Origin of the sequence: Rhizorhabdus phycosphaerae (genome assembly GCF_011044255.1) — a bacterium.
In the GTDB taxonomy this organism is placed as follows: Bacteria; Pseudomonadota; Alphaproteobacteria; order Sphingomonadales; family Sphingomonadaceae; genus Rhizorhabdus; species Rhizorhabdus phycosphaerae.
On record NZ_CP049107.1, the window covers coordinates 1,844,653 to 1,866,199 of the forward strand.

At 64.9% G+C, this 21,547-nt stretch carries 24 protein-coding genes and 1 tRNA gene; 5 read left to right on the forward strand and 20 right to left on the reverse strand.

Features of this window, described 5'->3' with window-relative positions:
* Positions 1-44 precede the first annotated feature (44 nt).
* Genes G6P88_RS08450 through lptF form a run of 4 tightly spaced genes read right to left on the reverse strand, consistent with a single transcriptional unit; the run spans position 45 to position 4,359 of the window.
* Positions 45-1,193 (reverse strand): N-acetyltransferase, encoded by a 1,149-nt coding sequence (locus G6P88_RS08450; protein ID WP_165322758.1) that lies wholly within the window; start codon positions 1,191-1,193, stop codon positions 45-47.
* A complete protein-coding gene (locus G6P88_RS08455) occupies positions 1,193-2,026 on the reverse strand; it encodes a sterol desaturase family protein (RefSeq protein ID WP_165322759.1) in 834 nt (277 codons plus the stop codon). The genes G6P88_RS08450 and G6P88_RS08455 overlap by 1 nt, the downstream gene beginning before the upstream one ends.
* A 33-nt stretch (positions 2,027-2,059) precedes the next feature.
* Positions 2,060-3,157: an LPS export ABC transporter permease LptG gene (gene lptG, locus G6P88_RS08460; RefSeq protein WP_165322760.1), complete on the reverse strand. Its 1,098-nt coding sequence runs from the start codon at positions 3,155-3,157 to the stop codon at positions 2,060-2,062.
* Positions 3,154-4,359 (reverse strand): LPS export ABC transporter permease LptF, encoded by a 1,206-nt coding sequence (gene lptF / locus G6P88_RS08465; protein WP_165322761.1) that lies wholly within the window; start codon positions 4,357-4,359, stop codon positions 3,154-3,156. The genes lptG and lptF overlap by 4 nt, the downstream gene beginning before the upstream one ends.
* A 117-nt stretch (positions 4,360-4,476) precedes the next feature.
* On the opposite strand from lptF, the gene G6P88_RS08470 reads away from it, so the two are divergent.
* The 3 genes from G6P88_RS08470 to G6P88_RS08480 are packed head-to-tail and all read left to right on the forward strand — an operon-like array spanning position 4,477 to position 6,905.
* Entirely contained in the window at positions 4,477-4,995 is a 519-nt protein-coding gene (locus G6P88_RS08470; protein ID WP_165322762.1) for a DUF2141 domain-containing protein, read from the forward strand.
* A 3-nt stretch (positions 4,996-4,998) separates the two neighbouring features.
* Entirely contained in the window at positions 4,999-5,970 is a 972-nt protein-coding gene (locus G6P88_RS08475) for a diacylglycerol/lipid kinase family protein (RefSeq protein ID WP_165322763.1), read from the forward strand.
* Between the two features lie 11 nt (positions 5,971-5,981).
* Complete coding sequence (locus G6P88_RS08480; protein ID WP_165322764.1) at positions 5,982-6,905, forward strand: hypothetical protein; 924 nt, start codon at positions 5,982-5,984, stop codon at positions 6,903-6,905.
* Positions 6,906-6,931: 26 nt separating this feature from the next.
* Here G6P88_RS08480 and G6P88_RS08485 read toward each other — a convergent pair whose 3' ends face one another.
* The 3 genes from G6P88_RS08485 to G6P88_RS08495 all read right to left on the reverse strand — a co-directional run bounded on the left by G6P88_RS08485 (position 6,932) and on the right by G6P88_RS08495 (position 10,429).
* Positions 6,932-8,917, reverse strand: a complete 1,986-nt coding sequence (locus tag G6P88_RS08485; RefSeq protein ID WP_165322765.1) for an ATP-binding protein — start codon at positions 8,915-8,917, stop codon at positions 6,932-6,934.
* A gap of 61 nt (positions 8,918-8,978) precedes the next feature.
* Positions 8,979-10,190, reverse strand: coding sequence for a serine palmitoyltransferase (spt, locus tag G6P88_RS08490; RefSeq protein ID WP_165325040.1), 1,212 nt, complete (start codon positions 10,188-10,190; stop codon positions 8,979-8,981).
* Entirely contained in the window at positions 10,187-10,429 is a 243-nt protein-coding gene (locus G6P88_RS08495; RefSeq protein ID WP_165325042.1) for an acyl carrier protein, read from the reverse strand. Before G6P88_RS08495 ends, spt begins: the two co-directional genes overlap by 4 nt.
* A 259-nt stretch (positions 10,430-10,688) precedes the next feature.
* On the opposite strand from G6P88_RS08495, the gene G6P88_RS08500 reads away from it, so the two are divergent.
* Positions 10,689-11,234, forward strand: a complete 546-nt coding sequence (locus tag G6P88_RS08500) for a Pycsar system effector family protein (RefSeq protein WP_226946783.1) — start codon at positions 10,689-10,691, stop codon at positions 11,232-11,234.
* A gap of 9 nt (positions 11,235-11,243) precedes the next feature.
* On the opposite strand, the gene G6P88_RS08505 is transcribed toward G6P88_RS08500, so the two are convergent.
* The 8 genes from G6P88_RS08505 to hspQ all read right to left on the reverse strand — a co-directional run bounded on the left by G6P88_RS08505 (position 11,244) and on the right by hspQ (position 17,057).
* Positions 11,244-12,149 (reverse strand): SDR family oxidoreductase, encoded by a 906-nt coding sequence (locus G6P88_RS08505; RefSeq protein WP_165322766.1) that lies wholly within the window; start codon positions 12,147-12,149, stop codon positions 11,244-11,246.
* On the reverse strand, positions 12,146-13,270 hold the full coding sequence (gene proB / locus G6P88_RS08510) for a glutamate 5-kinase (RefSeq protein ID WP_165325046.1): 1,125 nt from the start codon (positions 13,268-13,270) through the stop codon (positions 12,146-12,148). The genes G6P88_RS08505 and proB overlap by 4 nt, the downstream gene beginning before the upstream one ends.
* A 5-nt stretch (positions 13,271-13,275) precedes the next feature.
* Positions 13,276-14,313 carry a GTPase ObgE gene (gene obgE, locus G6P88_RS08515; protein WP_165322767.1) on the reverse strand — a complete coding sequence of 346 codons (1,038 nt, stop codon included), beginning with the start codon at positions 14,311-14,313 and terminating at the stop codon, positions 13,276-13,278.
* A 67-nt stretch (positions 14,314-14,380) separates the two neighbouring features.
* A complete protein-coding gene (locus tag G6P88_RS08520; protein WP_165322768.1) occupies positions 14,381-14,950 on the reverse strand; it encodes a TetR family transcriptional regulator in 570 nt (189 codons plus the stop codon).
* A gap of 152 nt (positions 14,951-15,102) precedes the next feature.
* Positions 15,103-15,675, reverse strand: coding sequence for a GNAT family N-acetyltransferase (locus tag G6P88_RS08525; protein WP_165322769.1), 573 nt, complete (start codon positions 15,673-15,675; stop codon positions 15,103-15,105).
* A gap of 174 nt (positions 15,676-15,849) precedes the next feature.
* Positions 15,850-16,119 (reverse strand): 50S ribosomal protein L27, encoded by a 270-nt coding sequence (gene rpmA / locus G6P88_RS08530; protein WP_165322770.1) that lies wholly within the window; start codon positions 16,117-16,119, stop codon positions 15,850-15,852.
* 27 nt (positions 16,120-16,146) lie between these two features.
* Positions 16,147-16,506 (reverse strand): 50S ribosomal protein L21, encoded by a 360-nt coding sequence (rplU, locus tag G6P88_RS08535; protein WP_165322771.1) that lies wholly within the window; start codon positions 16,504-16,506, stop codon positions 16,147-16,149.
* 161 nt (positions 16,507-16,667) lie between these two features.
* Entirely contained in the window at positions 16,668-17,057 is a 390-nt protein-coding gene (hspQ, locus tag G6P88_RS08540; protein ID WP_425594491.1) for a heat shock protein HspQ, read from the reverse strand.
* Positions 17,058-17,185: 128 nt separating this feature from the next.
* Here hspQ and G6P88_RS08545 point away from each other — a divergent pair.
* A tRNA-Ser gene (locus tag G6P88_RS08545) sits at positions 17,186-17,275 on the forward strand.
* Positions 17,276-17,315: 40 nt separating this feature from the next.
* Here the strand turns inward: G6P88_RS08545 and G6P88_RS08550 are convergent.
* The 5 genes from G6P88_RS08550 to G6P88_RS08570 form a co-directional block, all read right to left on the reverse strand.
* Positions 17,316-18,446, reverse strand: coding sequence for a glycosyltransferase (locus G6P88_RS08550; protein WP_165322773.1), 1,131 nt, complete (start codon positions 18,444-18,446; stop codon positions 17,316-17,318).
* Positions 18,443-19,576, reverse strand: coding sequence for a UDP-galactopyranose mutase (gene glf / locus G6P88_RS08555; RefSeq protein ID WP_226946784.1), 1,134 nt, complete (start codon positions 19,574-19,576; stop codon positions 18,443-18,445). Before glf ends, G6P88_RS08550 begins: the two co-directional genes overlap by 4 nt.
* Entirely contained in the window at positions 19,573-20,196 is a 624-nt protein-coding gene (locus G6P88_RS20300) for an SURF1 family protein (RefSeq protein ID WP_165322774.1), read from the reverse strand. The genes glf and G6P88_RS20300 overlap by 4 nt, the downstream gene beginning before the upstream one ends.
* Positions 20,196-20,579 carry a DUF983 domain-containing protein gene (locus tag G6P88_RS08565; RefSeq protein ID WP_165322775.1) on the reverse strand — a complete coding sequence of 128 codons (384 nt, stop codon included), beginning with the start codon at positions 20,577-20,579 and terminating at the stop codon, positions 20,196-20,198. The genes G6P88_RS20300 and G6P88_RS08565 overlap by 1 nt, the downstream gene beginning before the upstream one ends.
* 75 nt (positions 20,580-20,654) lie before the next feature.
* Positions 20,655-21,521, reverse strand: a complete 867-nt coding sequence (locus G6P88_RS08570) for a cytochrome c oxidase subunit 3 (RefSeq protein WP_165322776.1) — start codon at positions 21,519-21,521, stop codon at positions 20,655-20,657.
* Positions 21,522-21,547 lie beyond the last annotated feature (26 nt).

Sequence of the window (21,547 nt, forward strand, 5' to 3'; positions counted from 1 at the left end):
CTGTGCCCCCTGCCCTCGCACTGACCGCCCGCCGGGCGGATTGCTTACAGGTCCTTCGAATAGATACGATAGACCTTGTTCACCCGGCCATCGATCGTCTCCGCGATCGAGCGCATCCCCTGATTGTCCTCGAGGATCCAGCCGAACTCGCCACGCGTCGCGCCATAGTCGGCGACCGAATCGCGGCGGATATACTCGATCATCATGAAGGCCAGCTGCGACGCAAGCCGGGTTGCCTGCAGCTTCTTTACCACCCCCATCAGAGGTACGCGCATCGTCTTCACACGCGGCTTGCGCAGGCGCCGGAGCAGCTTGATCCAGTTGAACGGGAAAAGGCTCCCACCAAAGTCGGCGGTCATCTCGTTCAGGTCCGGCAGCGTCATCATGAAGGCGACCGGTTCGCCATCGACCTCGGCCACGCGGATGAGATCTTCGAAGACGATCGGCTTGAGCTTCTTGCCGGTGTGCGCGATCTCGGTGGGGGTGATCGGAACGAACCCCCAATTGTCCGACCAGGCATCGTTGAGGATCGCCAGGATCAGCGCGGCTTCCTCGTCGAAGCGGCTCTTGTCGACCTTGCGGATACGGATTCGCGCATTGCGCTCGCCGGAACTCACGATCCGTTGGACGAGCGGCGGGAAATCTTTCGTGATGTCGATTTCGAAGGTCAGGAGATCCTTTACGCCGCTATAGCCGAGCGCTTCCACCCAGCCCTGATATGCGGGGTTGGCGTGGCCCATCATGACCGTCGGCGGATGGTCATGGCCCTGCACGAGCAGCCCCGGCTCTTCCCAGATCGAGCAGCTGAGCGGCGCCATCGCCGTGGTCATCCCCTTGTCGCGCAGCCATTGCTCGGCCTGCCCGATCAGGGCCGTCGCCACCGCGGCATCCACCGCCTCAAGCATGCCCCAATTGCCGATCCCCGGCCCACCGCCCTGATCGGCCGGCATGGCGAGCCAGAGATGGTCGATATGCGCGGAGATGCGGCCGACGAGCTGTCCCTCGCGCTCGGCGAGGAACAGCTGCTGCTCGGCATGCTCGTAAAAAGGGTTCTTGCCCGGAGTAACGAGCTCCAGGGCTTCCATGCGCAAAGGCGGGACCCAGTTGGGGTCACCGCCGTTGAGCGTATAGGCAAGATCTACGAACCGCTTGCGGTCGCGTTTGCCGATGACCGGCCGGATGCGCACGGTCATCAGTGCGGGATGCGCTGGCTCGGATGACCCATGGCGACGCCACCAGACAGGCGCGCGACCCAGGGATAGCGCTCGGCCACCTCAGGCGTGTAGCCCAGGTTGAACACGGTCTCGCTCTTCTTTTCCTTGAGGATCCGTTCGTAATAGGTGCCGAACAGGCGGTCCCAGAAATAGTTGGTTATTCCGAAATTGCCGCGCTCGTCATGGAAATGATGTGCCATGTGACGGGCCTTCATGTTCATCACCCACTTCATCTTCGGCTTATAGGCCAGATGCTGGATGCAGTGGAAGAACTCGTAGACGCAGGTCGTAATCAGCCCGGTTGCGAAAGCCGCCAGCGCGCCGCCGACACCGCCGAGGGCGTAACCGATCGGGGCCGTGGCGATGGCGATCGTGGGCAGCGTGGTGTGGAGCGCACCGAACAGGATTTCGAGCCGGTTAGGATCCTGGTGGTGATCATAGTGGATCCGCTTCCAGGTGGCGGCAAGAAACGGCACCTTGAACATCCAGCGGCTGTGCAGAACCCAGCGGTGGAGGCAATACCAGACCAGCGGATAAACAAACACCGAAATGCCGATGGCCGCCAGCGTGGGAAGCAGCGGCGCCGGATAGCGGAAATAGAGGGCGATCGAGACGAACGCACACGACAGGTAACCGATGATCGCCGGATATTGGAAAAAGGCGACCCACAGCTCCTTGAGCGTCATGCGATCGAGATGGTGCTCCTTCGACCAGAAGGCCGGCTTGATGGCGGAAAGCTTCACGCGAAACCTCAATGGATAGATGCCAGCCCCTCGTGGGACCACATATGGCATTGCGATCTGGATTGGCAATGCGGCGCTTTTGCGACCGTCGCGGGACGAAAGCTATTCCTCGGTCCGGATCAGTACGGTCTCGCCGATCAGCAGGAACAGCAGGAACGGCGCCCAGGCCGCAAGAAAGGGCGGGTAGGCCCCGAGATTCCCCATCGCCAGCGCGAAGTTATCGGCGACGAAATAGGCGAAGCCCAGCGCCATGCCGATGACGGCACGGACGAACAGCCGTCCCGATCGCGCCAGCCCGAAGGCCGCGACCGCCGCGAGCAGCGGCATCAGCACCGCCGACAGCGGGCCCGACAGCTTGTGCCACAATCCCGCGCGCAGCGGCCCCGTGGGACGGCCCGCCGCCTCAAGATCCTGAATCGCCGAACGGAGCTGAAGGATGGACTTGGATGCCGGATCGACACTCGCCAGGGTGAAGCGGTCGGGCGTCACCCCCCGGGCAAAGGCGAACAGCGGCAGCGTGGAGGTCGTGCCGCGGGTAACGTCGAAGCGGCTTGCCCCGGCGAGTTGCCAGCCACCCGCCTTCTGGACGCCGAGCTTGCCCGTCACGATCGACAACAGGCGGCCACCGTCGCGATCGTAGATCGTCACGTCATCCAGCTGCGTCTGGGCGCCGCGTCCGCGGGCGGCGGCGGCATGGATCAGGTCGTCGCCGTCCCGCACCCACACGTTCGACACGATGCCCCTGTCGCGCGGGATCGGACCATAATTGGCGTTCTGCCATGCGGTCAGCGTGGCGGTGGAGCGCGCGACGACCCGCTCGTTGAACACGAAGGACACGAGCGCCACGCCCAGGCTCGCCACGACCAGCGGTGCGAGTATCTGGTGCGCCGAAACGCCCGCCGCCTTCATTGAGATGATCTCGCTGTTCTGGTTCAGCGTTACGAAGGTGATCAACGTCGCCAGCAGCGCCGCAAAGGGCAGAAAACGGGCGATGATCTGCGGGGTCCGCAAGGTGGCATACAACCAGAGCTGCGCGTCGCCATTGCCGGGATAGGCGAGGATATCGCCCGATTCCCCCAGAAGATCGAGCGCGAGCAGAACGATGACCAGCGCCGCCAGCACCGAGGCGAAGCGGACGAGGAACATCCGCGCCATGTAGAAGGTGATCGTCCGCGATGCGAAGAAGCTGATTCCGTTCATGCGCGGCCCCTCCGACCCAGCCGGCGAATCCAGCCGACTATCGCCTTCGCCGCCTTGTCGGCCGCGCGCTCGAGCGCGCCGATCGGCTGCCCTCCGGGTACATAGGCGATGGTCCGATACATCCACCATACCAGCGCAGTGAAGAGCAGGAAGGGCGTCCACAAAGCGATCAGCGGATCGATCCGCCCGAGCGCGGCCACCGATGCGGCATATTCGTTGATCTTGTGCTGGGTGACGATCATCACGATCGACAGGAACACGCCCAGCGCCGAAGACGACCTCTTGGGCGGCACGGCCAGCGCCAGGGCCAGCATCGGCAACAGGAACATCGTCGCCACCTCGACGAGGCGGAAGTGGAATTCCGATCGGAACTGCGCCCGCTGCTTCGCCGGCGTCTGCGGCTGGTGCGCGGTCACGACCAGCTCGGGCATCGTCATCTCAAGATCGCGTCCGCCTCTCTGACGAAAGGCCTCCATCTTGGGCAAGTCGATCGGCAGGTCATGCCCGACGAACTGCAGGACGCGCGGTTCCTTGAAGCTTGGTGCGTCATGGACCAGCACGCCCTTCTGCAGGCGCAGGATGATCGTGTCGGGATCGTCGGTCGCCAGGAACTGGCCATGCTCGGCGGTCACCGCGAGGCTCTTGCCGTCGGTGCCCTCGGTCATCAGGAAGATGCCAGAAAGCTCGCGCCCGCCGTCCCGGCTGGATTCGACGCGGATCGTCATGCGCTTGCCGAGCTTGGTGAACTCGCCGACCTTGATCGAAGCCCCCAGCGCGCCGGAGCGCAGCTCGAAGCGCAATCCCTCATATTTGTAGCGCGAATAGGGCTGTATGAAGCCGACGATGGCGAGGTTCAGCAGAGCGAGGGCGATCGCGTAATAATAGGGTACACGCAGCAGCCGGCCATAGCTCATCCCCACCGCGCGGAACACATCGAGCTCCGACGACATGGCGAGCTTGCGGAACGCCAACAGGCATCCGAGCATCAGCCCGATCGGGATGCCGAGCGACATATATTCGGGAATCAGATTGGCGAGCATTCGCCACACGACGCTGACCGGCCCGCCTTCCGACACCACGAAATCGAACAGACGCAGCATCTTGTCGAGCGTCAGCAACATCGCGGCGATGACCAGCGTCGCTATGAGCGGCGTGGCGACCAGACGGGCGAGATAGCGGTCGGTAAGCGTGTCAAATCTCAACTTTTCGACGCCCCATGACCATGTTCTGGCCGCAATCGCAGCCCACTTTCCGACTCATGGGGGCATGTGCCGGCCATGCGTTCGCGCTTGGCTATAGCTTCCAGGAGTAATGAGGTCATGTCGAAACTTGTGGCGGGGATGGCTGGACTGATGATCGCGATGGGTATGCCCGTCGCGGCCGGTGCCGCCGTGCTCGGCCCCGACGCCGCCGCCTGCACCGGCAACGCGCCCGCAATTCTTGTTCATGTCGAAGGACTTAAGTCGCGCAGCGGCATGTTGCGCGTGCAGTCCTATGGCGGCAATCCAAAGCATTATTTTGACAAGGGCAGCTATCTTCGCCGCATCGACGTCCCGGTTCCCGCCTCGGGTCCGGTCGACGTCTGCGTCAAGCTGCCTGCGAACGGCGCCTATGCGGTTTCGGTCCGCCACGATGTGGACGGTTCGGGCAAGACGGGCATGGAGGACGGTGGCGGCATGTCCGGCAATCCCCGGCTGTCGCTGCTCGACGTCCTGTTCAAGCGCAAACCGGATCCGCAGAAGGTCCAGATCGAGGTGGCCGGAATGACGCGCGTGTCGATAGTGATGAATTATGTGAAGGGCGGATCCTTCGGCCCCGTCGCCATGGCGGCCCGCTGAGCGATGGCCACCGTCGCGCTCCTTTCCAACCCACGCTCGACAGGCAATCTGTCGATGCTGCCGCGGATGCGGAGCTTCTGCGCCTCGCAGAGCGACATCTTCCATTATGAGGTCGAGTCGGTCGATCAGATCGGCGAGGCGCTGCGCACCATTGCCCGGGTCAGTCCCAAGGTGCTCGTGGTCAATGGCGGCGACGGCACGGTTCAGGCCGCCCTGACCGAACTCTATCTCGGTGGCCATTTCGATGGCTCGCCGCCTCCGGTCGCAGTGCTTCCGAACGGCAAGACCAACCTCATCGCCCTCGATCTCGGCGCGGTCGGCGACCCGATCGCCGCGCTTCGACGCGTGATGGAGATCGCACGCACCGGCATCGAGGAGCATGTCGTCGTCCGCGAGCTGATCGCGCTGTCCGACGGCTCGGACGGGTCGCGTCCGGTGCTGGGCATGTTCCTCGGCGGGGCCGGTCTCGCCGACACGATCCTCTACTGCCGCAACAAGATCTATCCACTCGGCCTGCCGAACGGGATCAGCCATTTTCTGACCGCGATCGCCGTTCTTGTGACTCTGATCCTCGGCATCCGCACCGCCTTCCTGCCGCCGGCAGCACGCCCGATGAAGGTGTCGATGATGCGCGCCGGGCAGATTCAGGGCCGCTTCTCGCTGCTGATCGTGACCACCCTCCACAAGCTGCTTCTGGGCAGCAGCACCGGGGGCAGCACCGCATCGGGTGCGCTGCAGCTCATGGTTGTCGAACAGCGCCCCCTGCCCCTGCTGCGCGCCCTGTTCGCCGGTATCTTCGGCCGGGTTGGCCGGGACCGCATGGACGGCGTCCATTTCGAATATGGCGACGAGATCCAGATCGAGGGCGAGCGCTCGAGCGTGATCCTCGATGGCGAGATCTTCCAGGCCGATGCCGGCAAGCCGATCGTGTTGAAGACCACGCCGCCCGTGCCCTTCCTCCGTCTGGCCGCCTGACCGGAAAGCCCATGCCACTGGAAACGCTGGTGGCGACGGAGCTGGCCGAGCCCGTCGACCCGAGGGTCACGACCATGGCCGCTGCCCTGGCCGCGCGCTATCCCGGCGCCTCGCGATCGGTCCTCTTCTACGGCTCCTGCCTGCGCGAGGCCAATCTCGACGGGCTGATGCTCGACTTCTATCTGATCGTGTCGGACTATCGCGCCGCCTATGGCGGCGGTTGGCTCGCCTTCGCCAATCGCCACGTGCCTCCCAATGTCTTCCCGTTCGAGCATGACGGGCTGATCGCCAAATATGCCGTGCTGAGCGAGGCCGACTTCCGGCGCCTCGCTTCCGCCTCGACGCGCAATGTCTCGGTCTGGGCGCGCTTCGCCCAGCCCTCGCGGCTGGTCTGGTCCGCCGACGAAGCCGCCGCCGAGGAGGCCGCTCGCGCCATAGCGGGAGCCGCACCCGCGCTGCTGGCCGCAGCCCGCCCGCTGCTTCCGGACGCGCTGAGCATCGCCGAGCTGTGGGAGGGGGCCTTCGCCCTGACCTATGGCGCCGAGCTTCGCGCCGAACGCAAGGGCCGCGCTTCATCGGTGGTTGCAGCAGACCCCGGCCGCTACGCCCGCTTCACGGCACCGGCGCTTGCCATGGCCGGCCTGGGCGCCGCTATCGAAGGGACCACGGTCCGCTTCGCCGAACCCGTGACCATCGCAGAAAGCCAGGCAGGCCGTGGCGCCTGGCGCCGGCGTCGGCGGGAAGGCAAGGCGCTGACCCTCCTGCGGCTGGCGAAGGCGAGCACCACCTATGCCGGCGGCATCGACTATCTGGCGTGGAAGATAAATCGCCACGCAGGCGCGGCGATCCAGATCAAGCCGTGGCAGCGACGCTGGCCGATCCTCGGTGCGTTGGCGCTGCTTCCCCGTCTGATCGCGCGAGGCGCCGTCCGATGACCGAGCGAAGGCCGGCCTGAACGGTTTCAGGCGGCCTGCGACGCCGTCCTGCCGGGACGACGCCCCATCGCTCGCCCGATCGCATTGCCCAGGGCCGAGATGGTGAAGGGTTTGCGCAGCACCTCATGGTCCGCGAAATCTTCGGTCTGCCCGGCCTCCCCGACATAGCCGGTGACGAACAACACGGCGATTTCGGGATAGTCTCGGCTGATCGCGGCGATAAGCTCGGGGCCGGTCATGCCGGGCATCATGACATCGGTCAGCACCAGGTCGAAGCTGCTCCCGTCCGCCAATATCGCCAGTGCTTCCTCACCCGAGCCGCAGGCGCTCACGACATGGCCGAGTTCGGTGAGGCCTGCCCTCGTGGACGCCTGCACCCGCGGATCGTCCTCCACCAGCAGGATCTCCAGCGCACCGGAATCCGGGCGGGCGGCCACCGACAGCTCCAGGCCGCTGCGCTGCACGGCCATGCCCTGATAGCGTGGCAGCAACAGCGAGATGGTCGTCCCCTTGCCCAGCTCCGACGCGATGTGGACATCGCCCATCGACTGACGCACGAAACCGAAGATCTGGCTGAGGCCCAAACCGGTGCCCTTTCCTACCGGCTTGGTCGTGAAAAAGGGTTCGAACGCACGCTCCATGACCTGCTTCGACATACCGCAACCGGTGTCGGAAACGCTGATCCTGACATAATCTCCGGGCTTGAGCCCGCCGCTGGCGGCGGAATCCAGCGCGACATCCTCCACGGTGATATCGAGGCGCCCTGCCCCCTCCATGGCGTCGCGGGCATTGACCGCCAGGTTGAGAATCGCATTTTCCAGCTGATGCGTGTCGGCCCATATCGGCCATAGCGCGCTGGCAGCATGGACGTTGACGACCACGCGCTCGCCCAGCGTCCGGTCGAGCAGCACCTTCATGCCGGCGACCAGCTTGGCGGGCAGCACCGCATCGGGCAACAGGGGCTCGGCGCGCGCGAAGGATAGCAACCGACGGGTCAATGCCGCCGCCCGGTCCGCGCCTTCCAGTGCCCCGTCAATATACATGCCCGCTTCGGCGGGGTGTTTCGCGAGCTTGCGCCGCGCAAGATCGAGACCGCCCACGACCACCGACAGCATGTTGTTGAAATCATGCGCGATGCCACCGGTCAGCTGGCCGACGGCCTCCATCTTCTGCGCCTGTGCCAATTGCGCCTCGGCACGCGCGCGGGTCTCGCTCTCTTCGAGCAGCCGGCGATTGGCCTCGCTCAGTTCCCGGGTGCGTTCGGCCACGGCCGCCTCCAGCTGCGCCGCACGATCGGACTCGATCTCCATCGCCTCCGCCGCGTGCGCGCGCTGAGCAGCCGCAGCCGCCGCGAGCCAGCCCAGCAATATGGCCAGTCCCATCAGCGAAAGGCCAAGCACCGACAGGAGTGTCGCGAACCAGTTGGCACGTTCAGCGGAAAACAGCGTGGCTTCCGACCGCTGGCCCAGCCGCTCGCGCTCGCGCGCCGCGATGTCCTCCAGCGTCTTGGAAATGGCAGGAACGTTGGACGATTCGCCGGCCTTGCTGAACATGCCGATCGCGTACCAGCCCTTGCCGACATTGGCGAAGGAGGCGGCGGCGGCAAGTTCCTTCTCACGATCGGCGGCAAGGGCTTCCAGCTTGCGGACGAGCCGCTGCTGGCCGGGCTGGCTCGCCGTCAGTCGATCCAGCTGGCGCAGCTGGCTCATGGCCCTGCGCCACTCGTCATAATAGATCGTGCCGACCTTGCGATCGCCACTCACGACATAGCGGGCCAGGGCCGCCTCGGATCGTGCCATCGACGCATCGAGCGAGCGCGTCAGCACCATGATGTCGTAGCTGTGCTGCTCTCGACGCAATGCCGCGTCGCGCGCATCGTTCGACCGCGCGACCATGGTGACCACGGCGATCAGCAGCCCGATCGCACATATCGCCAGCAGGGCCGCTGCGATCGATCGCCTCGTCCCCTGCGACAGGTTCCGTACCCATGCGACGGAAGCGTTGAGCGTCATAACCGCCTTGTATCGCAGCCGAAGCGACCGGGATAGTGCATCCCGGGTCGCCGAGCTTCGATCAGGGAATGACGCCGATCGCCTGACCGGCGCTCTGGAACGTCGCCAGAATCTGGTCGACCTGCTCGTCGCTATGCTCGGCGCAGAGCGAGCAGCGCAGCAGGAACGTCCCAGCCGGCGTCGCCGGCGGCCGCGCCGTATTGACGTAGAGGCCCGCTTCCAGCAGCCCCTGCCACAGGGCCACGGCCTGGGCCATGTCGGTCAGGATCACCGCGATGATGGCCGACTGGGCGGTCTCGGTTCCGAGCTTGTAGCCCATGTCGCGCAGGCCCTGGTGAAGCCGGCGCGAATTCTTCCACAGATGCGCCCGCTTCTCGCCCGCGTGCATCAGCTTGCGGATCGAGGTCGCGGCGGTCGCAACGACCGACGGCGGCAGCGACGCCGTGAAGACATAGGGCCGGCAGACGAGGCGCAGCACTTCGAACTTCGGATGGTTCGAGACGCAGAAGCCACCGACCGTGCCGACCGACTTGGAAAAGGTGCCGACGACGAAATCGATGTCGTCCGCAACACCGGCCTCCTCGAACACGCCGCGGCCATGTTCGCCGAAGAAGCCCATGCCATGGGCCTCGTCGCACAGGATCATCGCGCCATGCTTCTTCGCGACAGCCACCATCTCCGGCAACGGCGCGATATCGCCCATCATCGAATAAACGCCTTCGAGGACGACCAGCTTGCCCGCTTCGGCAGGCAGGCGGCCAAGCCGCTTGTCGAGGTCCTCGACCGAATTGTGGCGGAAGCGGACGATCTCGGCGTTGCCCAGCCAGCATCCGTCATAGATGGAGGCGTGGCTGTCGGCGTCGAGGATGATGTAATCGCCCTTGCCGGCCAGCGTCGAAATCATGCCCAGATTGGCCTGATAGCCGGTCGAGAAAACGATCGCGTGCTTGGTCCCGTAGAACTCCCTCAGCGCGTCCTCGCACTCCTTGTGGCCCTGATAGGTACCGTTCAGCACGCGGCTGCCGGTCGTGCCCGAACCATAGGCGTCGAGGGCGGCCTTGCCGGCGGCGATCACGTCCGGGTCGAACGTCATCCCCATATAGTTGTAGGTGCCCAGCAAGATCGTCTTCTTGCCGTTGATCAGCGCCTCCGTCGGCGACAGCACCTTTTCCATGACGATCGCATAGGGATCGCGCACCCCGGTCGCGAGCAGCGCCTCGCGCTCGGCGATGAGAGGGTCGAATTTCGAGAAGAGATCGGTCGTCAAGGTCAGCCCCGCAGCTTCATGACAGCATCAACGAGCTGGCCGACGGTCTCGATCTCGGCCTGCATGTTCATCGTGATGATAATGTCGAATTCGTCTTCGACCGCCGCCACGAAATCCATCACCGTGAGGCTGTCCCATTCGAGATCGCCGGCGAAACTGGTCGCGTCGGTCAGGTCGATCCCCTTCTTGTTGAAGGGCTCGATCTGCTCGGCCACGCGGGTGAAGGTATCGTCTCTGCTGCTCATCATCGTTCCTCAGTGCGATTGCGCGAGCATCGGCAAGGCCGACCGCTCGCCACCCGCGGCAAAATGGCCGATCCGCAAGCGCGGAACCGGCCTTGCCCGTCCTGCCACGCTCTAGGATGACAGAGCCGCGCTTGCCAAGCGAATGCGGCGGCATCGCGGCAGACCGGCGGCGATCGTCGCCTTTCCGGCGCATAGTCGCGATAAAGTCTCTTTGCCGGCCCCCGGTGCCATGCCATTAACGGGCGGGCATTCAGGGGGCATGATGGCAGCCGACGAGACAAGAGCGCCACCGAGAGGGCAGTTCGCGCCCGATGCGGTCCATCTTCTGCGAACCGCACAGCAGATCCAGTATCAGCTGAGCCAGATGGCCGACCAGAAGGCGAATATGCTGATGGGCGCGACCTTCGTGATCTTCACGATCACGGTCGGCCAGATCAAGGCAGGCGGCCATGCCCCTGTCGCGCTGATGATCCTGGGTGCGGCCGCCTTTCTATCCGCGCTGCTCGCGGTGATGGCGGTACTGCCGTCGACCAAGGTTCCGCCGCGCGCCGACGGCCCTGCGAACATGCTGTTCTTCGGATCCTTCACGCAGATCGAGGAAGAGGAGTTCGTCAAATTCGTCCTGGATACCGTCACCGACAGCGACGCGGTCTATGCCGCCTTCGCCCATGACATCTACCAGAATGGCCGCGTGCTCGCCCGTAAGAAGTACAGGCTGCTCGGCTATGCCTATCGGGTGATGCTCGGCGGGCTCATTCTCAGCTTCCTCGCCTTCATGGCGCAGCTGGTGATCGATTTCGGCTGACGAGCGCGCTCAGAGCCAGCCTTGTCCGCGGTACCAGTCGGCGGTGGCACGCAGACCATCCTGAGCCGCTACGCCAGGTCGCCAGATCGTTTCGGGAGGGCGGGTACGGACCACCCAGTCGGGATGACAGAAATAGCGGACGCGGTCGCCGGTCAGCTTCGCCTTGTCGCCCAGTCTCTGCCGCTCGACGAAGGCGGCCAGTTGCAGCAACGGCTTCGGCGTGGACAATGTCAGGATCCCGGGGCGGCCCACCGCTGCGCCGATCATTCGACCGAATTCCTTGTGCGTATAGCCGTCGACCATGCCGTCGTCGGGTTCATAAGTCTGGGCGTGCGTTTCGGGCGCATCGATGAGGGCGATCATCAGTCGCGCCAGGTCGGCCGCCTCGATCAGCGACAGACGCCCTTTCGGCGGTAGCGGCAGGATGCCACGGCGCGCGGCGATGCGGAACAGCTCGAGCATCTCCCGATCGCCCGCGCCATAGATGGCCGGTGGACGCACGATCGTCCAGTCGAGCGAGGATTGCACGACCATCGCTTCGGACGCCCGCTTGGACCAGCCATAATCGGACAGATCGGGCTCGCGCGCCGACAGGGAGGAAATATGGACGAAGCGCCGTACCCCGGCGGCTTCGGTGGCGGTGGCGAGCGAGGCCGTTCCGGTGACGTTGCCCTCGACGAATCCGGCCAGCGTCGGCGCGTTGACCACGCCCGCGACGTGGATCACCGCATCCACGCCCTCGACCAGTTCGCCCAGTGCGACATGATCTTCGAGCGTACCGCGCACCCATTCGACATTGGGCAGCGGAAGCTGCGGCCTGCGGGCCAGCGCGCGAACCTGATGACCGGCTTCGGCCGCAAGGCGCAGCACATGGCCACCCAGAAAGCCCGTGCCCCCGGTAACCGCCAAGATCACAGCAGCACCATATGGTCGCGGTGCACCAGTGCCGAGCGCGGGGCGTAACCGAGCAGGTCCTCCAGCGCCTCACGGCGGCGACCGACGATCTTCGCCGCATCGTCGGCATCATATTCGGCAAGGCCCCGCGCAAAAGCTTCGCCCTCCGGACCGCAGATGTCGACCACGTCACCGCGCGAGAAGCGCCCTTGAACGCCGGTGGCCCCCGCCGCCAGCAGGCTGCGCCCTTCGAGCAGCGCTGCCGCTGCGCCGGCATCGACCAGCACTTTGCCCTTTGCCGTCAGCCGGCCCGCAAGCCACGCCTTGCGCGCGCTGCCGATGTGGCTTCCGAGGAACACCGTGCCGCGCCCATCGGCATCATAGGCCGAAAGGGGATGGTCACGCTTGCCGGAAATAATCGCCAGATGTGCGCCCGAGCGCTGGGCGATGCGCGCCGCTTCGAGCTTCGAGATCATACCCCCGGATCCCATGCCCGAGGCCGACCCGCCATCGGCCATGGCCCGGATTCGCGAATCGATCCGGGAGACCTCCGGCACCAGACGTGCGGTCGGGTCCCGATGGGGGTTGGCGGTGTAGAGGCCGTCGATGTCCGACAGCAGGATCACGCCACCCGCCCCCGCTGCCTGGCCGATGCGCGCCGCGAGTCGATCATTGTCGCCGAAGCGAATCTCTTCGGTGGCGACCGAATCATTCTCGTTGATGACGGGAATGACGCCGAGGCTCAGCAAGCGGTCGAGGGTCGAAGCCGCGTTCAGATAGCGCCGCCGATCCTCGAGATCGTCGAGCGTGACCAGCATCTGCGCTGCCGTAAGCCCCCGCTCGTGAAGCAGTTCGGCCCAGCAATGCGACAAGGCGATCTGGCCCGTCGCGGCAGCGGCCTGCGCGTCCTCGAGGCTGGCCCGGCCGCCCTTGGCAAGGCCGAGCCGGCGGGCACCGAGCGCTATCGCTCCGGACGACACCACCGCGATCTGCTGGCCCGCCGCGTGACGCTGGGCGAGATCGGCGACGACCCCCTCAAGCCAGGAACGGCGAACCTTGCCGTCGGGATCGACGAGCAACGCCGATCCGATCTTGACGACCAGGCGCGGGCAGGCGGCAGGTGCGAAACGGGCGGCGGACATCATCGTCAGATCGGGGACCAGGGCTCGTCATTCTCATTGGCGGCGACGGCTTCGGGCGGCGGGCCCAGCGTTTCGATGATCCGATCGAGTATGGCGGGCAGGCCCTCACCGCTTGCGCCGGACAGGAGCATGACCTCGGCGCCGCTCTTTTTCGCGAGCTTCTTCGCCAGTTTCTCCAGCGCCTTGGGCTCGACCGCGTCGATCTTGTTCAGCGCGAGCACCTGCGGCTTGTCGGCCAGTCCCGCACCATAAGCGTCGAGTTCGCCGCGCACGACCTCGAAGGCATCGATCGGGTCGTCGCCGGTCGCATCGACCAGATGCAGCAGCACGCGACAGCGCTCGATATGGCCAAGGAAGCGATCGCCGATGCCGGCGCCCTCGGCCGCGCCCTCGATCAGCCCGGGAATGTCGGCGACGACGAATTCCCGCCCCTTGTGCTCGGCCACGCCGAGCTGGGGCCGGATGGTCGTGAACGGATAGTCGCCGACCTTGGCCTTGGCATTAGACACCGCATTGATGAAGGTCGATTTGCCCGCATTGGGCAGCCCCACCAGGCCGCAGTCCGCCAGCAGCTTCAGCCGCAGCCAGACCCACATTTCCTCGCCCGGCCAGCCGCTGCCATGCTGGCGGGGAGCCCGGTTTGTCGAGGTCTTGTAGCTGGCATTGCCCCGGCCGCCGTCGCCACCGCGAAGGAATATCTCGCGCTGGCCGGGGACGATGAAGTCGGCGAGGACCTCCGACTTGTCTTCCGACAATATCTGCGTGCCGACCGGGACGCGGATCACGAGATCCTCCCCACCGGCACCGGTCCGGTTCGATCCCGCTCCACCATGGCCGCGCTGCGCCTTGAAGTGCTGCGTATAGCGGAAGTCGATCAGGGTATTGAGACCCGGGACCGCTTCGAAGATGATGTCTCCGCCCTTGCCGCCATGACCGCCGTCAGGGCCACCATATTCGATGTACTTCTCACGCCGGAAGCTGACGGCACCGGGGCCGCCCGATCCGGAGCGAATGAATATCTTTGCTTGATCAAGAAAATGCATCGCGCGCCTTTATACCAATTGGCGGCGAAAAGAACCCATCGGTATACGAACTGTCGAATATGCCCGCTCACCAGCCCCGCATTATGCGCAACTGGTGGGCGAGCGTCGCCCGCGCGGAGTCGCGTGGCAGATCGAGCGCATCGGCGATCGACTCGCCAAGCAATCCCTCGCCGAGCGCGGTCAGGACCAGAATATGGGTAATCTGCCGTAGCGGAGCACCGCGATACTCGCCGAGTTCCTCGACGACATTATGCACCGCCTCGAGGATCGGAACGAGTCCCTCGCGCTCCCCCGACAGCACCATCCACGACACGAGCGAAGCAAGCCCCTGCTTCTCGAAGATATCGAAGGTTATGTCGACGACCTCGCGCAGGTCGCTTTCGTTCCGCCGCGCGTCGACGACCTTCTGCTCGATTTCTTCCACCGCCCGGCTGACGACCATCTCGGCCATGGCGCGGCGCAGTTCGCCCGCCGACCCGAAATGGTGAAGTATATTGGCGTGGGTCCTGTTGATACGCTTGGCGACCGCCATGAGCGTCACCGCCTGCGGCCCCTCCTCGATCAGGATGGTGCGCGCGGCGTCGAGCGCGCGGAAGCGCATCTCCTCGGTGGACAGGCGCAGACGGACATGCGGCATCGTCGGGCCCTCCTGAGGCGTTGGAAAACAACCGGAGGCCTAAGGCGCCGGTTGTCGGTTCCCGGCCACTAGCATCACCCGACGCAGCGATGGGCCAGCATTTTCTGTAAGCGGACGAAGCAAGGCTTTGGCGGCACGCGATAAATGCGCGTTTACGCCGCCATTGCCTCCTCGCGATCATAGCCTATGCGGACATCGTCTCCGACTCGACCGGTCGCAAAGGCGGGCCGTTCGAAATCGACGCAGTTCACGACCGCGTCGCGGGCACGGCATATGCGCGTACTGACCCGGCCCGTCGGCTGGAAACCCAGCTTGGCAAGAACCCGGCCCGACGCGGCATTGTCCGAAAAATGTCCCGCCGTCAGGCGCGGCACGCGCAGGCAATGGTCGGCGATGTCAATCATCGCACGTCCGGCTTCGGTCGCGAAACCCAGCCCCCAATAGGGCCGAGCAATCCAGTAGCCCAGTTCGACGCCGCCCTCGCGGGACGCGAAGGCAATCCCCCCGACGAGCCGGGGCGCACCCAGAGTGCGTGCGAAGATCAGGAAATTGGGCAGCGGACCATGGTCAGCCGCAAGAAAGGCCTCGGCATCGTCGAGCGTATAGGGCCAGGGGGCATGCGCAAGCCGCGACACGATGGCGAAATCGCCGATCGCCGCCGTCAGAGCCTGGGCATCCTCTCTCCAGCCGGGACGCAGCAACAGCCGCGGGGTACGAGCGAACATCTCTTTCTCCCTTATCGCTGCCCCGGAAACGCCTTTGAACCCAAAAGGTTACAGCGCAGCGACACTTTTTTGAGGGAGAAAATAAAAAGGGAGAGGTGCGACCCTCTCCCTCATCGGTCCGGCAGGGCCGGACCCGGGGTCGCCTCTCCGGACGACCCTCGACGGATCATCCGTTTACTCAGCCGCCTCGGCGAACGCCGCGACGCTGACATATTTGCGGCCAAGCTTGCCGCTGTGGAATTCGACGCGGCCTTCGGCGAGTGCGAACAGCGTGTGGTCCTTACCGATGCCGACATTGCGACCCGGATAGACCTTGGTGCCGCGCTGGCGGACGATGATGTTGCCGCCGATGACGGTTTCGCCACCGAACTTCTTCACGCCGAGGCGGCGGCCTGCCGAATCGCGACCGTTACGCGAAGAGCCGCCTGCTTTCTTATGTGCCATGTCAAACTACTCCGTTTGGCTCTTCGATCAGGCTTCGGCGGCGGCCGGAGCGTCGGCCTTTGCCTTGGAAGCCTTCTTCGCCGGGGCTTCGCCGCCGACCGAGAGGATCTTGAGGATCGTGTGCTGCTGGCGGTGGCCGTTGCGGCGACGATAGTTGTGACGACGGCGCTTCTTGAAGACGATGACCTTCTCGGCCTTCGCCTGCGCGATGATTTCCGCCGAAACGCTGAGGCCCTTGACGTCCTTCAGCTCAGCACCCTCGCCTGCGAGAAGAACGTCGTCCAGCGACACGGTGGAACCCGCATCACCCGGAATCTTCTCCACGACGATCTTGTCTCCCGCGGCAACGCGATACTGCTTGCCGCCCGTGCGCACGATAGCGAACATGGCCCTCATCACTTCTTCAAAAGCTGTTAGCGAGAACAGGGGACACTTGGCCACCAGCCCACGCAGGAAAGCGGCTCGCTAGAGGTCGAAGGCCCGAAAGTCAACCTCTATGCGCGCGCCGACGTGAATCGCCGGGCGCTTACCGGCGGAGCCGGAACGACTCAGTGGCGGTGCTGGCGGCGAAGCTTGTAGCGGCCTTCGGAGAATCCATCGAACAGCCCCGAAATCGCGGGGTGGTCGACCTGCTCGTCACTGTCGTCGCGCATCAGGTTCTGCTGGCTGACATAGGCGATGTAGCTGCTGTCGCTGTTCTCGGCGAACAGATGATAGAAGGGCTGGTCCTTCGCCGGCCGCATGTCGGCCGGAATCGATTCGTACCACTCGTCGGTGTTGGCGAACACCGGATCGACATCGAACACGACTCCACGAAACTCGAACAGCCGGTGCCGCACGACGTCGCCGATGGCGAAACGCGCGTGCGCAACGGGCGGAGGAGCAATTCCCTGGGGCAGCAGGCCGGGGGCCTGCGCAATGGCAACATTCTTATCGATCACGGGATTTAATGTAGGGAAGTCTCTCCCACTTGCAAGCAGGTGCTTGGCAAGTGCGAAACTCTCAGCTAATGGCCCGCCCCTATCGACTGGCGAGCGGCTTCACGGTCCGTTCGTTCCACCTCTGCGGAGAGGTGCCGGAGTGGTCGATCGGGGCGGTCTCGAAAACCGTTGTGCGGGTAACCGTACCGTGGGTTCGAATCCCACCCTCTCCGCCATTTCCTCGATAATATTCCACAGATGAGTGCCGTCCCCGGTCTACAGACCGAGCCGGGCGAGAAGCGACGCCATACGGCCGGCGAACCATCGCGGGTGAAACGAATCGCGCAGGCGGCGTTGCGCCTCCTCCACCATCGCCACGCGCCGCTCTTCGTCTTGCAGATAAGGCAGGCAGGCGTCCTCGAGATCGGCAAAGTCCCACCGGACGGGAACATAGGTAAGGCCAGGGACGAACAGATCGGGATCCGTGCTTATGTGCCCGCTGTCGGGTTTCACCAGCAGGCACCCCGCCTGGATCGCCTCGAAATCGCGCCAGCAGAGCTCGCCATAGCCGAAGGGGCTCACACAGAGGCGTGCCGCGCGCAGCTCCGCCTGATAGGCCGCCTGGGATACGCGTTCGCGCGGTACGGCGACGCGCCAGCGCGACCCAGCCGATTCGAGCGCCTTTATGGCGGGGGCGCGGAGCGCCTCGAGCCAGTTGCCCGGCGCGACGTGGACGCGGCCGCACAGGTCGATCGACCGATCGACCCGCGGCGACACGGTCGGCAGGCGGGCGATCTCGTCGTCGAGCGCGATGCTCCAGCCGAGATGCAACCGCTCCGGTGAGCCCAGCGGCCTGGGCTGGCCTATGGGGATGATGTCGTCGGCAAAGGACCATCCGCCGTACCGCGCGGCGTAATCGGTCAGGTTGCTCTTTCCCGTGAAGGAACGACCATAGGCGGCGGGATCGGCGAAGAGATGCTTCTTCACATAGAGGTCGACCAGATCGACAATCTCGGGCCACAACACCGCGCTGTCGTCGTCTCCGTCGAAATAGACGAAACGCGGCGTTCGGCCGGTTTGCCCGGCGTCCCGGAGCCGCCCCACGATCCTCTCAGCCTCCACAGCAGGGCGGCGAAAGGAGAGCTTGATCCCTATCACGTCGTAACGCGGCAGAACTGCCTGGACGTCAGCCCCCTTCCCCTCCAGCGGCAACCAGTCCACGGCCAGCCCCAATTCCCGGCGAAGATGCCATCGGTGGCGCCAGATCGGCGCGAACTGCTGCTCGCTGGTATATTCCCGGCCGTCGCTGAGGAGGAGCAGGCGCACGAGAGGCCGGGAGAAACCGGCGCGGGCTGCCGCAGCGAGTCCGTCGAGACGACGGAGGAGCCGCCGGTGCTTCGATATCACCGCCTGGCTCGCCGATAGGTGGCAAGCGCCTGCGCGACGACCTGGTCCATATTATAATAACGATAGGTTGCGAGCCTGCCCACGAACAGGACGTCGGGCAGCGCGTCCGCCATCGCCTGATAGGCGCGGAAACGCGCCTGATTCTCGGCCCGTGGAACGGGATAATAGGGGTCGCCCTCGTCGGCGGGATATTCGTAGCTGATGCTGGTCGACGGGGACTGCTGGCCGGTCAGATATTTATACTCGGTAATCCGGGTATAGGGGACCTGCTGGTCGGGATAGTTCACCACTGCAGCCGCCTGGAAACGCTCCATCCCCAGCGTCTCGTGCCGGAAGCTCAGCGAACGATAGGGCAGCGGCCCATGGCAGCGGCCGAAATATTCGTCGATCGGCCCGGTAAAGACGAGCCGGCCAAAGGCGACGGCCTCCCGGACGTCGAAGAAATCGACCCCCGTCGCCACGGTGATGTTCGGATGATCGAGCATCCGCATGAACAGGGCCGTATATCCCTCGGCAGGCATCGCCTGGAAGCTGTCGGTGAAGTAGCGGTCGTCGAGGTTGGTGCGCACCGGCACCCGCGCAGTGACGGACGCATCGAGCTGCGATGGATCGAGGCCCCACTGCTTGCGGGTATAACCGCGAAAGAAACGCTCGTAGAGCGCCCTTCCCACCCGGCCAACGACGACATCCTCCGATGTCCGCACCGGCGAGACCGGCTCCGCCACGCTCTGGAGGTAGGCTTCCGCTTCGGCCTCGCTCGACAAGGACAAGCCATCGAGAAGGTTCAGCGTCGCCCGATTGATCGGAAAAGGCAGGTCCCGCCCGTCGACATGCGCGAGAACGCGATGCTCATAAGGGCGCCATGCGGTGAAGGCCGACAGATAGTCGACCACGTCCTGGCTGTTGGTGTGGAAGATATGCGGGCCGTACCGATGGACGAGGATGCCAGCCCCGTCCCGCTCGTCATAGGCGTTCCCGCCGATATGCGCCCGCCGATCGAGGACGAGGACGCGAAGCCCGGCATCCGCCGCGAATCGCTCCGCCATGACCGCCCCGGCAAATCCGGCGCCGACGACGAGCACGTCCCATCGACTGCCTGCCAGCGCGGAGATGCCGGCGACCTGCTTCACCGGCCGAGCCAGCGCTTTCTCGCCGCCAGAGCGTAGATGCCGAGCGCGACGGCCGCGAATAGGAACCACTGCACAGCATAGCCGCGATGATTGTTCGGGATCGTCTCGACCGATGGCGGGGTGCTCGGCGCATAGCCGGGCAACGGCGTTTCGAGGACGATCAGCCACGGCAGCGGCTCGCCGTTCGCACCCGCGAAGCGGTCCGCAAGCACCTCGTCAGGGATCAGCACGCCCATCCCCCGAACAGCCGAACCGGTCTTCAATGGCGGCAGGCTCCTGCCGACGGGCTGCCAGCCGATATCCGCCATCATCAGCCGTCCGTCGTCCAGACGGCAGCCGACGATCGTCCGGAAACCACTGTCACCGTCAGGGCCGGGGCCGCCGATCTGAACCGGCTTCCCGGTAAGGGCGCAGTCCAGCCGGGTGCGGCGGAAGGCAAGAGACGCAGGCTCCGCATCGACCGGAAGGCCCATGATGGCCGGTGCCGTGCGTGCCGTCCGATATTGCGCGAGCAGGCCTTCCTTCCATTCGGCGCGACGCAATTGCCACAGTCCCAGGCCGATCATTGTGGCGACGGCCAGGAGAACGACGAAGGTCGGCAATAGGGGGAGCCTGCGCATCAATCGTCCTTCATGATCCGGCCTTCGCGCGCGGCGTTGCGGAACTCCAGCGCGAGGAGCAGCGCCTTCGCGAACCTCAGAGACGTCACCGTCAACACCAGCGTCAACGGAGCCCACAGGAAGAAATGCACGATCAGCGGCGGCTCCCAGCGGAGCTCGACGAGAATCGCAAGCAGGCTGACGATGGCCCCGACGATCAGAATGAGAAAGGCAGCGGCACCGTCTCCAACATTGAAGGTCCGGTAGTCGAGGCCGCAGCGCGGGCATTGGTCGGCAAAACGCAGGAAGCTGGCGAAGAGGCCCGGACTACCGCACCGCGGGCACAGGCCGCGCAAAGCCGCATCGAACGGCCGGGGTGCCGCGTCGCCCTGCTGATTCGTCATGTCCTGCACCCCGCAAAAGAAAAGGCGCGGCGACAGGTTGCCCCGCCACCGCGCCCTTGTTCGGTCAAAGCTGGCTCAGCCGTGAACCGGCGCGCCCCAGCCGCCCCAGACATAGACGACGATGAAGAGGAACAGCCACACGACATCGACGAAGTGCCAGTACCAGGCAGCGGCTTCGAAGCCGAAATGCTGCTGCGGGGTGAAGTGGCCCTTATAGGCGCGCACGAGGCAGACGATCAGGAAGATCGTCCCCACGAGCACGTGGAAGCCGTGGAAGCCGGTCGCCATGAAGAAGGCCGCGCCATAGTTCAGACCTTTGAAGGCGAACGGGGCGTGCATATATTCATAGGCCTGCACCGAGCTGAACACGAGGCCCAGGATAATGGTCAGCCACAGGCCCTTCTTCAGGCCGTCGCGATCACCATGCAGCAGGGCATGATGCGCCCAGGTCACCGTGGTGCCCGAGCAGAGCAGCAGCAGCGTGTTGAGCAGCGGCAGGTGGAAGGCGTCGACGACTTCGAGGCCCTTGGGCGGCCATATGCCAGCAGCCTGGGTGACGCTGTTCGGACCTGCGATGACCGAGGTAACGCCCTCATTATATTCGAGCGCAACCGGGAAAAGCGAAAAGTCGAACCAGGCCCAAAACCAGCCGACGAAGAACATCACCTCCGAGGCGATGAACAATATCATGCCGTAGCGGAGGTGCAGCTGAACGACCGGCGTGTGATCGCCGGCATGCGCCTCGCGAACGACGTCCGACCACCAGCTGTACATGGTGAAGAGGACGCCGAGCACGCCGGCGAAAAAGACGTAGCCGCCAAAGGCTGCCTTGTGCATCCACATGATGGCGCCCGACGCCATGACCAGCGCCGACATCGAGCCGAAGAACGGCCAGATGCTCGGCGGTAGGATATGATAATCGTGGCTCTTCGCTCCGGCCATTTTCCGTGCCCCTGATATTTTGCTGG